Origin of the sequence: Prochlorococcus sp. MIT 1314, from assembly GCF_034093315.1 — a bacterium.
GTDB classification, from domain to species: Bacteria; Cyanobacteriota; Cyanobacteriia; order PCC-6307; family Cyanobiaceae; genus Prochlorococcus_A; species Prochlorococcus_A marinus_Y.
In genome coordinates, this window is record NZ_CP139300.1 from 831,637 (window position 1) to 847,020 (window position 15,384).

Annotated in this window: 17 protein-coding genes and 1 pseudogene; 11 read left to right on the forward strand and 7 right to left on the reverse strand. The window is 26.5% G+C overall.

Features of this window, described 5'->3' with window-relative positions; translation table 11 throughout:
* Positions 1 to 131: 131 nt before the first annotated feature.
* Positions 132 to 1,337, forward strand: coding sequence for an LptF/LptG family permease (locus tag SOI86_RS04845; RefSeq protein WP_320682457.1), 1,206 nt, complete (start codon positions 132 to 134; stop codon positions 1,335 to 1,337).
* 83 nt (positions 1,338 to 1,420) lie between these two features.
* Here SOI86_RS04845 and SOI86_RS04850 read toward each other — a convergent pair whose 3' ends face one another.
* On the reverse strand, positions 1,421 to 2,002 hold the full coding sequence (locus tag SOI86_RS04850; protein WP_320682458.1) for a DUF1543 domain-containing protein: 582 nt from the start codon (positions 2,000 to 2,002) through the stop codon (positions 1,421 to 1,423).
* A 130-nt stretch (positions 2,003 to 2,132) separates the two neighbouring features.
* The gene (locus tag SOI86_RS04855) at positions 2,133 to 2,276 is read right to left on the reverse strand and encodes a hypothetical protein (RefSeq protein WP_320682459.1); all 144 of its coding nucleotides are present in this window, start codon (positions 2,274 to 2,276) and stop codon (positions 2,133 to 2,135) included.
* Positions 2,277 to 2,968: 692 nt separating this feature from the next.
* Between SOI86_RS04855 and SOI86_RS04860 the strand changes: the two genes are divergently transcribed.
* Positions 2,969 to 3,418: a hypothetical protein gene (locus tag SOI86_RS04860; RefSeq protein ID WP_320682460.1), complete on the forward strand. Its 450-nt coding sequence runs from the start codon at positions 2,969 to 2,971 to the stop codon at positions 3,416 to 3,418.
* 4 nt (positions 3,419 to 3,422) lie between these two features.
* Here SOI86_RS04860 and SOI86_RS04865 read toward each other — a convergent pair whose 3' ends face one another.
* Entirely contained in the window at positions 3,423 to 3,899 is a 477-nt protein-coding gene (locus SOI86_RS04865; RefSeq protein ID WP_320682461.1) for a carbon storage regulator CsrA, read from the reverse strand.
* A gap of 196 nt (positions 3,900 to 4,095) precedes the next feature.
* Between SOI86_RS04865 and SOI86_RS04870 the strand changes: the two genes are divergently transcribed.
* The gene (locus SOI86_RS04870) at positions 4,096 to 4,476 is read left to right on the forward strand and encodes a DoxX family protein (RefSeq protein WP_320682462.1); all 381 of its coding nucleotides are present in this window, start codon (positions 4,096 to 4,098) and stop codon (positions 4,474 to 4,476) included.
* A 52-nt stretch (positions 4,477 to 4,528) separates the two neighbouring features.
* On the opposite strand, the gene SOI86_RS04875 is transcribed toward SOI86_RS04870, so the two are convergent.
* Positions 4,529 to 4,666 (reverse strand): 3-phosphoshikimate 1-carboxyvinyltransferase, encoded by a 138-nt coding sequence (locus SOI86_RS04875; RefSeq protein WP_320682463.1) that lies wholly within the window; start codon positions 4,664 to 4,666, stop codon positions 4,529 to 4,531.
* A 515-nt stretch (positions 4,667 to 5,181) separates the two neighbouring features.
* Here SOI86_RS04875 and SOI86_RS09685 point away from each other — a divergent pair.
* The 7 genes and pseudogenes from SOI86_RS09685 (at position 5,182) to SOI86_RS04905 (ending at position 12,776) form a co-directional block, all read left to right on the forward strand.
* Positions 5,182 to 5,448 (forward strand): annotated as a pseudogene (locus tag SOI86_RS09685) (DUF3804 family protein).
* Between the two features lie 1,649 nt (positions 5,449 to 7,097).
* The gene (locus tag SOI86_RS04880) at positions 7,098 to 7,307 is read left to right on the forward strand and encodes a hypothetical protein (protein ID WP_320682464.1); all 210 of its coding nucleotides are present in this window, start codon (positions 7,098 to 7,100) and stop codon (positions 7,305 to 7,307) included.
* A 1,089-nt stretch (positions 7,308 to 8,396) separates the two neighbouring features.
* Positions 8,397 to 8,555 carry a hypothetical protein gene (locus tag SOI86_RS04885; protein ID WP_320682465.1) on the forward strand — a complete coding sequence of 53 codons (159 nt, stop codon included), beginning with the start codon at positions 8,397 to 8,399 and terminating at the stop codon, positions 8,553 to 8,555.
* A gap of 748 nt (positions 8,556 to 9,303) precedes the next feature.
* Positions 9,304 to 9,468: a hypothetical protein gene (locus SOI86_RS04890; protein WP_320682466.1), complete on the forward strand. Its 165-nt coding sequence runs from the start codon at positions 9,304 to 9,306 to the stop codon at positions 9,466 to 9,468.
* Positions 9,469 to 9,888: 420 nt separating this feature from the next.
* A complete protein-coding gene (locus SOI86_RS04895) occupies positions 9,889 to 10,407 on the forward strand; it encodes a hemagglutinin (RefSeq protein WP_320682467.1) in 519 nt (172 codons plus the stop codon).
* A gap of 49 nt (positions 10,408 to 10,456) precedes the next feature.
* Positions 10,457 to 11,848 carry a PhoH family protein gene (locus tag SOI86_RS04900; protein ID WP_320682468.1) on the forward strand — a complete coding sequence of 464 codons (1,392 nt, stop codon included), beginning with the start codon at positions 10,457 to 10,459 and terminating at the stop codon, positions 11,846 to 11,848.
* 46 nt (positions 11,849 to 11,894) lie between these two features.
* The gene (locus SOI86_RS04905; protein ID WP_320682469.1) at positions 11,895 to 12,776 is read left to right on the forward strand and encodes an LOG family protein; all 882 of its coding nucleotides are present in this window, start codon (positions 11,895 to 11,897) and stop codon (positions 12,774 to 12,776) included.
* Positions 12,777 to 13,546: 770 nt separating this feature from the next.
* On the opposite strand, the gene SOI86_RS04910 is transcribed toward SOI86_RS04905, so the two are convergent.
* From SOI86_RS04910 to SOI86_RS04920, 3 genes are all read right to left on the reverse strand, one after another.
* Positions 13,547 to 13,906 (reverse strand): hypothetical protein, encoded by a 360-nt coding sequence (locus tag SOI86_RS04910; protein WP_320682470.1) that lies wholly within the window; start codon positions 13,904 to 13,906, stop codon positions 13,547 to 13,549.
* A gap of 115 nt (positions 13,907 to 14,021) precedes the next feature.
* Positions 14,022 to 14,156: a hypothetical protein gene (locus SOI86_RS04915; RefSeq protein ID WP_320682471.1), complete on the reverse strand. Its 135-nt coding sequence runs from the start codon at positions 14,154 to 14,156 to the stop codon at positions 14,022 to 14,024.
* Positions 14,157 to 14,231: 75 nt separating this feature from the next.
* Positions 14,232 to 14,741: a hypothetical protein gene (locus SOI86_RS04920; RefSeq protein WP_320682472.1), complete on the reverse strand. Its 510-nt coding sequence runs from the start codon at positions 14,739 to 14,741 to the stop codon at positions 14,232 to 14,234.
* A gap of 169 nt (positions 14,742 to 14,910) precedes the next feature.
* Between SOI86_RS04920 and SOI86_RS04925 the strand changes: the two genes are divergently transcribed.
* Positions 14,911 to 15,129, forward strand: a complete 219-nt coding sequence (locus SOI86_RS04925; RefSeq protein WP_320682473.1) for a hypothetical protein — start codon at positions 14,911 to 14,913, stop codon at positions 15,127 to 15,129.
* The last annotated feature ends 255 nt before the right edge of the window (positions 15,130 to 15,384 follow it).

Below are 15,384 nucleotides of genomic sequence, written 5' to 3' on the forward strand. Positions count from 1 at the left end.
AATTCTTTTTTGATGAATTTTGGAGAATTAATAATTAAAAATATTCTTCTTAACCACAATTTTCTATTGGTATCTAAATCATTAATATTTTATAATGCAAGAAAAGATAGTACAAATTAAATAAATTACTTTTGAAACTTTCAAATCAATCACTAATTAAAAAAAATATCAAAAAATTAATTACTCCATGGTATTCAATACCTTTAATAGATAGATGGTTATTAGGACAAATAATACCTCCTATGATATTTGCTATTTCTGCTTTTACTGTTATTTCATTATCTGTTGGGGTTATGTTCGATCTCATAAGGAAAATAGTTGAGTATGGCTTACCTGTATTACAAGCTTTACAAGCCTTAATTTATAGCCTTCCTAGCTTTTTAGTTTTATCATTTCCAATGGCTGTTTTATTGTCCACGCTATTATCTTATGGAAAACTATCATCCAATTCTGAATTATTAGCTTTAAGGTCATTAGGAATTAAAACATCTCGGATTATAGCTCCAGCTATTGCAGTTTCAATATTCATGACAGGATTAACTTTTTATTTCAATGATAATTTAGTTCCAACTAGTAATAAGCTTGCCGAATCAACTTTAAGATCTGGGATAGGCAGTTCTTTTAATAAAGGAAAGAGAAAAAATAATATTATTTTTTCTAGAAAAGGATCAAGAATAGATCCTAACACTAATAAGCCAACGAAAGTAAATACATACTTAACTCATATTTTCTATGCTTCTCGTTTTGAAAATAATATTATGAGAGAAGTTACTGTATTAGACTTTTCCAGAGAAAATATAAAGCAGATTCTTACTGCAAATAGTGCCATCTTTAATAAAGATAATTCTTCTTGGATATTTATAGATGGAAGTATCGTTTCAACTGACTCTTCCGGTCAAACAACAAGCATTAAATTCAAACAATATACATATCCTTTCGTTGAAGGTCCATTGGATCTTGCAAAAGTTCCAAAAGATGCAAGTGATATGTCTTTAAAAGAAGCTTTAGAGGCTGAGAGAATATATAAAAAAATGGGAAATCTTAAGGAGATTAGAAAGATTCAAGTACGAATTCAAGAAAAATTTACTTTACCTTGTGCATGTTTGGTTTTTGGATTAATAGGCAGTATTTTAGGATCTAAATCTAATTTAAGATCTTCAAAAAGTCAGGGATTTGGATTGAGTGTGATTCTCATTTTAGTTTATTATGTAATGTCATTTATTTGCAGTTCTTTTGGAGTTAAGGGATTAATTCCTCCAATAATTGCAGCTTGGTTTCCAGTAGTAAGTTCTTTAGTGGGTGGATTTTATTTCTTAAGAAAATCAAGTTCTATATAATCCTTTCTTTAGAAAATTAGACTAATTTATTTAGTAGAAAAATTAGCATAATTATTTATGAATTAGAAAGTTCCCGACTTTTTTTAAATCTTATCTATTCTTTTATAACCAAACCAATCAGGAGTATTATTTTCCTGAATTATATTATTTTCTAGAGTTAATTCTATTTCCCAATTACCTATCTTTTTTATAAGTTGGCAATCATCACAACCAATTTTTTTTAAAGAGGCAATATCATCTTTATGCTTTTTTTGATATCCCTTAAGCCATTTAGATTTTGCTATATTTTTTGCCTCTAATTCACTTGAAGCTACAACTAAACCAAATTCATGTTTTTCTTGCATAGAACTTGGATCATAGCCTCCAATATTAACAAACCATAAATTCTTCTTAGTATTGTTTATATTAGAAAATTTTTCATTTGTTAATTCCTTATTTTCAATATTTTTTAAAGTTATCTTATGCCCATCAACAAATCTTATTTTTTTATAGCTATCAATATGTAATCCCTCAAAGGTTCCAAACCAATCATTTATTAATACATCATATGTATCCTCAATTCTAGAACCTGCAACCCATCTAACATCATGTAATTCCACATTAGCCGTTGTGGAATTTCCTCCTAGAACGACCAGAAAGAGATAAGTCTCTTCAATTGTTTTCACTATTTAAAAATAAAATTTGATTTCTTCTAATCTAAATTTGATATTAATAAATTGCTAAAAATATTTTATAAAATACTTAAAACTTCAAGATTTATCTTGAAACTATTTATCAATTAACTCAGATAAATATTTAACTAAACCAACCTTTTTTCTTTGCTTTAATTTCTGGAGATGTCTTTATTTTAGGGGATTCGTCTTTTCTTCCTTTAAAAATCATTAAAGGGACAATTGCCCAGAGAGCTAAAAATAATATCCAAAATAAGTAAATGTTCATTTAATTAAAATTACTATTTTTATAGTAAAGTCCATTAAATAATATCTGTGAGTTTCTTTTTAAAGTTCTTATTTACGTGTATAATAAGTTGTTCTAATTTTCAAAAAAATTACAATAATTAAAAATATTTACTAAACAAATAAATACTATCAGATGCGTAAAAATGAATGGTTTAAATTAAAAAGATATAAAGAATAAATTTCAAGGTTTGTACTCTCAATAACCACTGCTTTGCATCAGAAGATGTTGAGTGCTTCTTTATAATGACATTATAAAAAATCATTCGTGGCTTTTATTAAATCAAATAATTTAAATACAAAATTTCTTAAGCAAAGTTAAAATAAATTAAAAGATCTGATTTATGTCATAAGAAATATACAGTTCCTTAGAAGAATAAATCCATAGTTCATCCGAACTGTATTTTTGGTTGTAAAGAATGTTGGAATATTATTTAAAAAAGTGGTGAATACTCATATCGTGAAAAAATAAAATCAAAATGATAAATTATCTAGCAATCGAAATTGCAAAAACTAATTAAATAATTAGCAACTTGGAATTTAATAAAAATTATATTAAAAAAGGCATTGACAATTAATGATGATTTAAAAACATAATTTATGAAATTTACCAACAAAAATAACTTTCCTGTTTTTATTTAATTTATCTTTCTAATGTACTTTTGTAATAAAATTTTGTCTTATTTTGCTAAACCCAACTTTTTAGTCTATGACCCTTGGTTTGATGATGATTTAGAAAAAACTAAAATTGATATTGGAAATAAAAAAATAAAAACTATTTCAAAAATACATGATTTTTTTTATGATCAATCCAACTACAAAGTTGGTGCTTCAGAAAATAATTTTCAATCAAACATTAAAGTAAATGAAAAAAAAATATTTACTAATAACCATATTGAAAATACTTCAGAAAAATATACTTCAGTATCAAGTAAAAATTTTCGGTTATTTGAAAAACCAACCAAAAGCAAACTTAATTTTAATATCACAAAAAAAATAATTTATTCTTTATCAATTTTTGGATTTGTATTCATTTTGGGATTCCTATTATTTTTTATTTCGCAATCTAAAAAAAATGAATCAAACATAACAACTAAATCATTTCTTCTAGAAAAAGAATTTTAATTTTCTAAAAGAAATCATTAATTTCTGTTTTTATAGATTCATAATCTGAATTAATATCTTGAATAAATTCATCAACTTCTTTTTTAATATTTTTATATTGATTAATTCTTTCTTTGCTTTTCTCATAGAAAATAGATTGAAATATTCCTGGATTTACAATCTCAATCCAATATCCTGCCAAACAATAAAACTGATTAGGAACAAAAGTTATAATATATGATTTTTTAGAATTTTTATATTGGTCAATCATTTTATTAACCAAAGCTCCTTTAGTTTTATTAGTACCAAACAAAGTAATATCCTTTGCAAAATTCTTATAATTCTGTGAAACATTTTTGTTTTTTTCTAATGCATTTCTAGAAAGTATCTTTTCAAGAGAATAACAATAATCAATTAAATTAGTATTTTCTTTTTTTGAAGGATAAACAACTATTAAAGAACTAAGAAATAAAAAAAAAGTTAAAAGTAAATTCTTAAACATGTCTAATTTCAGTTAAGTTCATTATTGCATACAAATAAAAAAGAGAATTAATAAATCGCTCTTAATTCCATTTTGAAGAATAATAATAATTTAAAAACTTAAATAAATGAACTAAAACTTTTTGAAAATATTTTAAAATTTTAGTGACTAATAAAGTATTTATCAAACAAATAAAAATTTCTCTTATAATTTAATTATGAAAAAATCTATTTTGGAAAATAAAAGTATCAAATCATTTTTAGATTTTTTTTCTAGAGCATCAATTTCTGCAATATTTATCTCATCGATACCAGGGAAAATAAATGGTTTTGAAAAAACAGTCGAATATATTTCTTCAAAAGGTATTCCTGATCCAATTTCATCTATTCTTCTAATTGGTGCGATTATATGTCTTATCTTAGGTTCGGGTTTTTTTATATTTGGAGAAAATCAAAAAATTGGTGCAGTCTTATTATTACTTTTTCTTATTCCAACAACAATAATTTTTCATGTATTCCCTTTCCATCAAAGAGCGGTGCTTATGAATCTAGGATTGATAGGTGGATTAATTATTACTGCATTAAGGGAACCAATATAATTAGCTTTATCAAATAAAGCTAAATATTTTTTTATTTCTTCGCTCTGAATTCTCATAAAAAATTTGTAATTTTAACTAATTCATAAAACTCTTTACTATCATATTTTTTATTAGAGATTGGAATTCCTAGCTTTATTTCTCTCTCTTTTTTCCTCTTTTTTATCAATTCTTGTCTTTCAATACTAGACATAGACTAAAATCATTTTTTCTTCTTTATTAATTAGATCTTTATTTGATGCCATTTTTATATCTAAAATTAATCAAATCTGAAATCACACACTCAACGAAAACTTGCATCTAATAAATTCAATACAATTGGCTGTTAAGGAAATATCATTTAGCGATTAATTATATAAGTAAGAAAACCAGTAAATGTAAGTAATTTAAATCCAATAAAGAAAGGCAAATATTTTTTGACCTTTTTACCAACAGGTAATAATTTATTTAATGAATCCACTATGTTTTGCATTTCAAATTTAAATTTTTTAGTATTCTAACTAATGTTTTTTAAAATTATCCCATTGGATATGTGTAAATTTGAAATAGTAGATATAAACTTGAAGGAATTCCTCCAATATATTCTTTTGAATGATAAGGCAAAAATGATTTCATTATTAGATTAGTTTGCTAATCCAAAAAATGGCTTCATTTTTTGTTGACAATTAGACTTCAGATTTATTATTCATAAGACCAAGTGGTAATCCTATAAATGCTGAAGTATTTAAAAAAATGAATTCTGGTGATGTAGTTTAAGAAAAGACAGAAATAACCAAAATTCACCGATCAGAATTTTTAAGTGAAAATATAGTAATGTGCATTTTTATACTAACTAGTTGCAAAATTTACTTATAAAGGAATACCTAACAATGAATTGCAAAAGTTACTTATATGTTTAAAAAAGTGGATAATGTTTGGAAAATTTATTGGATGCAAAGATCTACAGGAAATTCAGATTTATCTTTATGGGATTAGCAAAATTAATAGACCTATTAATTTTACTACTACTTTGAGGTAGCTCTTTTGTTGGTTTAATTATTTTTTTATAAAATAAATTGTATAAAAAATCACTAATACCTAATATTTATTTAATTATTTTTGACTGAGTAATTTCTTTTTCAGGAAAAATATAAACTTTAGAAAGACATACACCTATATCTAAAGCTAAAAAAGCAATTATTAACTTACTCATTTTTTAGAACTCTCAACTATTTTTTTGTAAAGTTCTTCAGTAATTGGTTGCATAATCTTAATATGACTTGATTACAAATTAATTATTTTAAGATTGGTTTCTCGTCACAAAATATACAAATCAATAATTTTTAAAGTAAGCAAAAACTATTTTTAGTATAAGTTATTCTTATAAAATATCAAAAAATACTTGGTTAGAAATAACTTAAAAAGGCCAAAAATTTCCTAAGAAATAATTTTAAATTATCTAGCTTTTTTAAGCTTAATTTCTCTTCTAATCAAGAAAGCAATAACAATAATGAACATATTGATTAAAAATACTTGCGATGGCATTAATCCAATAATTTATAAAGAAAACTAATTTTCAAAGAATTACTAGATATATAAATTTTAGAGTGCTTTGATTATCTCTCTCTTCTCCAATAATCCAAAAATAAAAGATTCCTTTTTGGAGAATCTAATGCGTACATTTTCTCATCGAATCTGACAAAAGGGTGATTAATAGATTTGATATTAATTATTAAATAATTGCTTATTGTATACCAAAAAAATATTAGAAATCTTATTTCAAGTAACAGATTCCTCTATAAGTAAGCTTTATTGCCTTCTCTTCTTGCTTTTTACAATATACGAAGGACTTTCCATTGAAATACATTTTTACCATGATGTAGCTCCTTTATTTACTCAAGTCCCCGTCCTATAGCTTGATTCGTAATGCGGTCTATCCCATGGTAGATCGGACGATTTTTGTAGTATATGCTACATCCTAGTTTTAAAGTATTTATACTTAGCAGTCAAGCATTAAGTTAAACAAAACTTCAATTTAAAATTAGATTATTTTCTCATAAAAACACTACAAAGAATAAAGAAAATATAACTACTAGTAACTCCTAATATATTAAGAAATAAATACTAGGCAAAAACAAGAATAGTAACTTTTGCTCTAGAGCCATTTTTAGTTTAGTGATAAATATAGAGCTCGCAAAGTTCCAATTTTCCATTAGGATTTAGTCCGCTGCCAAAAGTTATAAATCTGACCTGATTAATATAAAATTACTTAATTTTGATATAAATATCTTGGTTACTTGATAGATTTTTTTATGTAATTTGCTATTAAATAATTTTTAAGGTTATCTTATTAGTGACTAAATCCTCTTAGGAAAATCTTTAATTAACTTTTTTTACTGTTTACTAATGATATCAACCTGATCACATTATGGAGAATCATTAATTTCAATAAAGTTCCACCTAATTCGATAAAAAGTTTTTATTAATTTTAAATCATTTTTTATTTGAAGATTTTAATATTTAAATTCATAATTTAATTAAATTCACTAATAAAATTTAATTTAAATTAGTTAATTATCTCTATTGCCAATAACTATAAGGTTGTTAATGTGGCATTTAAAGAAGATACTTAATTTCTTAAACTGATGCAATTTGATCATTTTAATTTAAAGCAAGATGAAGGACTCATGTCAATAGAAGATTTAAGAGCTTTACGTCTTCGAAAACAGAAAATTGAAAGCGACAAAAAAGCTAGAAAGTATATCTTAGAGATAAATAAAAGATATAGAAAAATGAGAGACTACAAAAGTAATAACTTTTTTCAAAATATGAACCCTTTTAAAAAGGCAGCTTAGATTATGTAATTTTTATTTTTGAATTTGTTAGAATTTACAACTTTTAAATTAAAGTTATGAAGGTGTTTCTTTGGAAGAGTTTCACCAAGAGGGGCTTTTAAAAAGCCCCTTCTTACCTAAAAGTATTTCTTTAATTGACAGTCTTTCTAAAATTAAAAAAGTAAATCCTCTTTGACAATGAATAAAAGATTTATAGTTGCAAAGATAATAACGCTTATTATTTCTTTAATTAACTAATGAATATTTCACCTCACCTTTTAATTGATGCTTTTATACTTAGTGCAGCACTTACAATTACTCTAGTATTAAGAGCTAAAGGTAATGCTGCCAGAAAAGACAAAGAAATTAAATGATTACTAAAAAAGAAGAAAAAGAATTTAAAACACTAAATTATTTAAAATTCGGAACTTTCTGATTTATGCCAGTTTATAGCTATTGGAATTTTTTTAGTTTACCTATATTCCCCTTATATATTTATAAATAAATGACACACATTTATGGCATAGCTCTTAGTTATGGAATATTTAGTCTTTTATTACTTATTGTGTTTACTTATATTACTTTTACAATGAAACGCTAATTAAATTTTCATTTCCTCTTTAATAAAAGATTTCTTGGATAAAATTTTTTATTTGTGTAAAGGAAATCAACAAAATTCCAACCCAAAAAATATCTGAAGTTTGAAAAGATTACAAAGATAGATAGGATTGTTTAAAATTTTAGCTTATAAATTCCAATAGATTAAAAGTAAATAATTTTCAAAAAATCAATTTTTTTTAGAAGTATTTCTTATGAAATGGTTATTATTTACTAGTAAATTGAAAGTCTTTTAAAATAGAACTTTTAGTATAAATAATCAATTTTCTCTTTCTAAATAAATCTTCTTTGATTACTTTAATATATTTATAATCAGTATTTGTGCTCTTGAGATTTTCAATTATCAATTGTAAGTTAGTCCCACTGATTGAGTTTTAACTTCATGAGTACTTACAAAACGAAATACTTTAAAAAAACAAAAAAGATTAACAACACATTATGGTTGGACAAATTAATTAATCAACTTGAAAAACAAGCAAAGGGACTTTAACTATGAATACTTTTAGAAATAAACAATTCAAAAATGAATTAGATCCCAAGTATGCCTTTTATGATTGTCTTCGCAGTTGTGAAATAAAGAGCTCTTCTGAAAAATCTCTAGAAGATTGCAAAAAGAGTTGTGATAGGGAATCTTCATCAGAGGATTCATAATAACGAAATATAAGAATGGGACTTACCAGGCTCCAAACATAACTCAATTAAAAAATTTTTTAAAAATTATCTAGAACAATTTGACCGGTAAATTAGTAAGCCCCTAAAAGAGCAAACATTCCATATTTTGCAGCTTTACCGATAAGCTATTCAGTTTTTTCGGTCATAAATTTTTTATCAATAAAACTAAATTCTGACAGCAAAAACTCAATAAAAGGTTTAAAAACTTTCTGAGTCATATTTTTATAAGGATTTCCGCTAGAGTTAATTAACCTTCTTCTCTGAAATTATTAATCGTCCGCTAATCAGTTATGCAATAGGGATTACTTTGTGATTTAACGCAAAAAATATTTTTGTGTAGATGAGCTCTCATACCTTTTTGATAAAAATTTTGTGTCATAAAGACACCAAAATAAATTAGTGAAGCAGTCAATATAAGAAGCTCTAATCCTGGAATGGTCATTAAAATAACCTACTTTGGGCTAGTAATTATTTAGGATCTATTCTATATAAAAATCAAGAGTGGTAATACCTAAAAATAAGAGGCATTTATTTACCCTCTTAAAGTCTTATGCACCCCGCTTTCCACAAAGTCGATGAAGTGATTTTAAACGCAAAATTATACCTACTGCAACAAAATGATTAAAGGTGGTCGTGACAACCCACAAGCAATTCTACTCGGGTAGAAATACCCTATACATTTCAAGCTGAAAGGAGGATAATGAAAGAGTAGAGATAAGGAGGTTTTATGAAACTCACTACTCCATTCACTGCTCTAAGAAATGCCACTTCAGATATATGGAGAATGGATGATTTCAATTATCAATCATCCAAAAAAGATTTAAAAGAATATTGGGATCAAGAATGTATGGCACATCCTACTAGTAGTCATTGCAAAATTTATTGTGATTAATATTTGATCTTTTTTAGGTATTCTTACGCTTGATTTTATATTTTATCCGTACTAAATCTCAGTTAATAAAAAAGGAGGAAAATTAGATGACTAATTTAAGTTTAGAGATTCTTTTTTGGACAATCTTAATTTCTTATGTTGGATTAAGGTTGAGTCAAACTTGGAATGGTTACAAGCAACAATATTAAAAGGCGGAAAAAATGAAACTACAAACACAATTCACTGTTCCCAAAAAAGATATGCGAGATCTTCAGTTCGCCAAGAAACTGGAAACTTTAGAAAAAACATTAAAAAAAGGTGTATAGATTATCCATTTGAGGAAGAGTGTTTAGTTTGTTACCACAAAGTGTCATTAAATAATTATTTTTTGCAAATAAATTCTAATCTTATTTATTAATTCACTAGCAAAGAGGTTGAATTATGGAATTAAAATTCTGCCCTGCAACCATTTTTAGAGAAACCCCCAAAGTAACTTTTTTTGATGCAGGGATATTATCATCGAACGGTTGTGATGTAGTTATGCATTCAGGAGCGGCTGTATCGCCTCCAGATCAAATTGAGGATGAGCATTACTATATGCACAATCATCAAATAGATCACAATTTAGTTATTACTGGTGAGAGGAAATTTATTTTGATAAATCCAAATTGGGACGAGCCCCATCATGTGATTTACCTAAAAAGATCTATGGGAGCACTTGAAATTCCTGCAGGAACTTATCATAGGTCAATCTCGGGTAAAGAAGGAAGCATTGTTTTGAATCAACCTATTAGGGATGAACTTTTTGATTCAAAAAAAGAATTTGTTCCGCAGAAACTAAAAACATTAAGCCTAATTAACGCTAGGAAAAGCCCCCCCGTTTATTGGATTTGGGAAAATGATCAAATCAAAAGATTAATGTTTAATCCTTTAGGTAAAAGGACTGCAAAAGCAAGCTGATATTAAAACTCAAACTAAATTCACACTTAACTTAAATAGGAACTTAATTATGAAAAAAAGAGTTATAGTTCTTGACACAAATGTTTTATTACATGATCCAGAATCAACCTTTCATTTTGCTAATGAAAATGTTGTAATTCCAATTCAAGTAGTTGAAGAAATTGATAGATTCAAGCGCGATCCTGGAGAGAAGGGTCGTAATGCGAGAAGAGTCTCTAGATTATTAGATAGTCTACGAGAGAGAGGTAATCTATCTTCGGGTGTAAAAATTACTAATAAATGTGAGGGGAAAATAAAAGTTGCATTTTGCAGAAAAGAGACCACTGATAGATTGCCTTCGGAACTAACTGATAGTAGCGGAGATAATAAGATTTTAGCTGTCGCTCTTGAAGAAAAAAATACCAAAGTCTTATCAGATTTTCCTGAAGTGGTAATTATTTCAAAAGATACAAATTTGCGAATCAAGGCAGATGCTCTTGGTCTTAAAGCAGAAGACTATACTAAAGATAAGGTTTCTTTAGATAATTTAGAAAAGGGTTTTAGGGAAATAAGTTCCAATTCGGATGAGATAAATAAGGTTCAAAAAGATAGTTTTATTTATTTGAAAGATATTAAATCAAAATTTGAACCATCTTTAGTGAGTAATGAGGGTGTAATCTTGAGAGATAATTTCAAAGAAAATCATACTTATTTAACAAGATATGATCAATCTGAAAAAAAGTTAGTAGGTTTAAATTTTTTAAAAAGATCAAATTTAGGTAAAGTAAAACCTAAGAATCTTGAACAAAGTTTTGCTTTAGATTTACTGCTAGATCCAAAGGTTCAATTAGTAAGTCTTGTTGGAAAAGCTGGAACAGGGAAAACTTTACTTGCTTTGGCAGTTGGACTACATCAAGTTGCAGATGAAAATATATACGAAAGATTATTAGTATCTCGACCACCAATTCCTTTAGGCAAAGAATTAGGCTATCTCCCAGGTAGCCTTGATGAAAAATTAGCTCCTTGGATGAAGCCAATAATTGATAATTTAGATTATTTAACAAGTCCAAAGTCAAATAAAAAGGGAGAAATCGTTAATCGAAAAGAAAGAGATATTAACTCTAAAAATTCATGGGAAGATTTAAGAGGTATGGGGCTCTTGGAAGTAGAGGCAATAAACTACATTAGGGGAAGATCGATACCACATCAATTTATTCTTATTGATGAAGCCCAAAATTTAACACCTTTAGAAGTAAAAACTATTGTTACTAGAGCTGGAGAAGGAACAAAGATTGTTTTTACCGGAGATCCAAATCAAATAGATCATCCATATCTTGATTCTGATAGTAACGGATTGACTTGGTTAGCTAAAAAATTGCATGGTCAAGCCATAATTGGGCACATAACTTTATCTCAAGGAGAAAGAAGTGATTTAGCAGAATTAGCTGCAGATCTTTTGTAGAAAAGCCTTAAAATATTGATATTGAAAAAACAAAATGGAGAACAATATGAAAGACAAATTTAAATGCAATTATGAACAAGAAAAAAGTAACGAGGTTGAATTAGTTGCTAGTAATTTAGAAGAAATTTTAAAATCTAGTACTTATAAACTTGCCCATGAAGATATTGACTTATTGAATACTGATGAAATGCGAGGGGTGAGGATGCTTCTTGAAATCACAAAGCCTGAGCAGGTAATTAAAAAAGAAAATATAATTTCAACTGTAATTGTTTTTGGAGGAGTGCACATTTCAGAAGAAATTACTTCCAAAAGAAGACTAGATGAAGCAGAAAAACTTCTTTCAAGTAATCCTAAATCAAAATCTTCAAAGATAAATATCGATAGATTAAGAAATTTGCATTCACTCTCACATTATTATTCCTCTGCTAGAGAATTATCTAAATTAATCTCGCTGGATAGTAAAACGAAAAGTCCTTATTCACATGTAATAGTTACTGGTGGCGGACCAGGGATTATGGAAGCAGCTAACAGAGGGGCGTTTGATGCTGGATGTAAATCTATTGGCTTAAATATAAGCCTACCCAATGAGCAACACCCTAATTCTTTTATAACTCCAGGATTATGTTTTAAATTTAATTATTTTGCTATGAGGAAATTTCATTTTGTCATGAGATCTACTGCCGCAGTTTTTTTCCCTGGAGGATTTGGGACTTTAGATGAATTATTTGAATTATTAACATTAAGGCAGACTGGGATGAAGAAGAATATTCCAATAATTTTGTTTGGCAGAAGTTACTGGGAAAAGGTTATTAATTTTCAATTCCTTTCTGATATGGGTTTAATTGGAGAAAATGATTTGTCTATTTTTAAATACGCTAATACGGCAAACGAGGCTTGGAATTTAATAAAAAGTTTTTCAAAAAGTTAAAAGTATTAATTTCAAATACTTCATATCAGCTCTAAATTTTCTAAAAAGGAAATTTTATGAATAATCAGTTTAAATAAAAGTTACCCAAATTTTATAAAAATTTCATTATTTTGCCAAAATCGGTTCATATGAAAACAGAAAAGTTTTAACTAATTTAAGGTAAATCTTCGTTTATCCATAAATGGAATCTCAAGGATCTACATTTTTTATTTCAACTTTTAATAATTAACAATCAATCTAAAATTTCTAGCACTTAGCTCCTTTTTATTAGCAGTAGTTGTATTCAAAACTTTTAATGCGGGACAATTATAGATGGTGATCATCCGCCTCTTGTTTGGATTTTTTTGATAACTAATCCTCTTTGATCTATTTACGGATTAATTAAAAAATACAAATAGAATGCTTAAATACTTACACTAATATTTTATATTAAATTCCTAAAAATTTATTTCTTATTCAATGTCGAAAGGATTTTGGCTCGTTACTACAACAGTTACAAATCCGAGGTTGCTGAATAGGTTGAAGCATTTCAGCCTTGGATCGAATCAGTAGGTAGCTCTATATTTGAAAATGATATAGATGCTCAAACTGTGGAAGGGGAAGGTAGTAAATTAGAATTAATTATTGAGTTCCAATCAAAGAAAGCCACAATTAATGCTTAAAAAGTTTGGGAAATCAAAAACTCAGAAAACTAAGATGGGCTAATTCAATCAAGACTAATATAACTATTATGGATCACGACGTAACTCATTAAAACTTATTTCATAAAATTATTTTATAAGAATTGTTTGAGATCCATCTTTATTATCTTTTACGGTTATTTCTTTATCTGGAAATGACTTAGATAATAATCTTTTCAATTTTGAATGTTCATAAAAAATTTTATTTTTGGAACCTTCTGAATTAACTTTACAATTTTGATCAACTTTTAATTCTCTTTCAATCTTAGTTTTGTTTTCAATTAAAGCTTTCTTTTGATATTTCAGTATTAAGTCAACCAATAATGCCTTGTTTTTTCTACTATACAAAGGGATTGACAATTTCTTTGCTTCTTGACGCAATATTCTGACTTTAAGTTTAGATAACTGATCTTTCTTGTTTTCTTCTTTATCAAGGGGATTTTTAATCATAATATTAAAAACTTCTATGGAAGATAGTATGAAATTCCTTAATAATGCAACGTATTAATTAATTATTAATAATTAAAAGTAGATATATTCTTAATAAACCAAACTTAAATAGTTTCTATTTTAGAGCTATGAAAAGTACACCAAAAATAAGTGTTGATGTTATAAAGCCAACTCCTAATAAAGCAGCAATTATGCTGGTATTTAAATAAACCTTTACCGTTGCTAGTTCATTTCCTTCTTTTTTAACCATAATAAATTTTAATTAAATAACGATCTTTTAAAATATCAATTCTTACAAAAAATTTTAAGTGTCTGATACAAATATTTATTTAGAATATAAATTCTTTAAATTGTTAAATAAAAAACCAGTTTTTTCATAAATATGAATTCTTTTTCTTCTCAATTCAATACCATAAGGATTCGTAAATATAGCCAATAAGATTCTTAGAAATCTAAGTAAATTAGTTTTTGTTGCTGGTTCCATATCAAATGACTTGTTAAGTTGGGCAAAACACTCCTGATTAATAATTTTATTTTCTAATAAGTCCCTTGAAACTTTTTTTCTTACTTCAAGAGAAAGACTACTTAAAAGAACTTGTAAACCTTTCAATGAAGATAAATCTCCGTTAATTATTTCTCTTATAATACTTTGAAATAATATCTCCCACTTATAAGGTTCTTTCTCGAACAGATATAAAGCTGGACTATCTTTATTAGCAATTGATAACCTATTCTTTTCATCCAAATCATTTTGGTCTGAATGCCAATAAGAATATAAAGGCGAAATATTTTCAAGCTTAGATAAATCAACCAAAAACTTAAAAAAAAAATTCATTAACATTATAAGTTAACAAAAAAAATATAATCATCAATAACCTTATTATTAATAATTAAATAAACAATTAAGACTTTAAGTTCTTAATAAATTGGGTATTTCTTTCAGCTGGTAAAATTATTTTACTTAGTGAAAATAGTTATATAAAAATCTAATTTTTCTAAAAATTATGCATTATTTAATTTTTTTTGGAACTAGTAATTGGGTTCCATCATATTACCTTATATATATTATCCTGATTGTTGGAGGAATATTAACAGCTGGCGTAGCTATGTCTGTTTTTTCATTCTACGAAGATCACTATTGGGGAGATGAGAATTTTAGGAATAAACTTAGATTTCATTCTTCACATAGGAGTTTCTCAAATCAAAATCCTCGGAAAGTCTGAAAAAATAATTAAAACAAAAGCTTGCCTATATACCTAAATAAAGCTCATGCAGATTTTTTGTGAATAATTATGCTGGCAATCTACAATTAAGTTCTATTATTCGTTCAGCCATTAAGCGACCAATTCTTAAAATTAATGCCATATCTACTCTTGAAAATTGTAATTGATAATTTGTAATTAAATCAAATTCAGATTAATTTATCACACCATTTTTATCTACCCTTATAAAGTGAATTCCTAAATTCAATTTTTTAG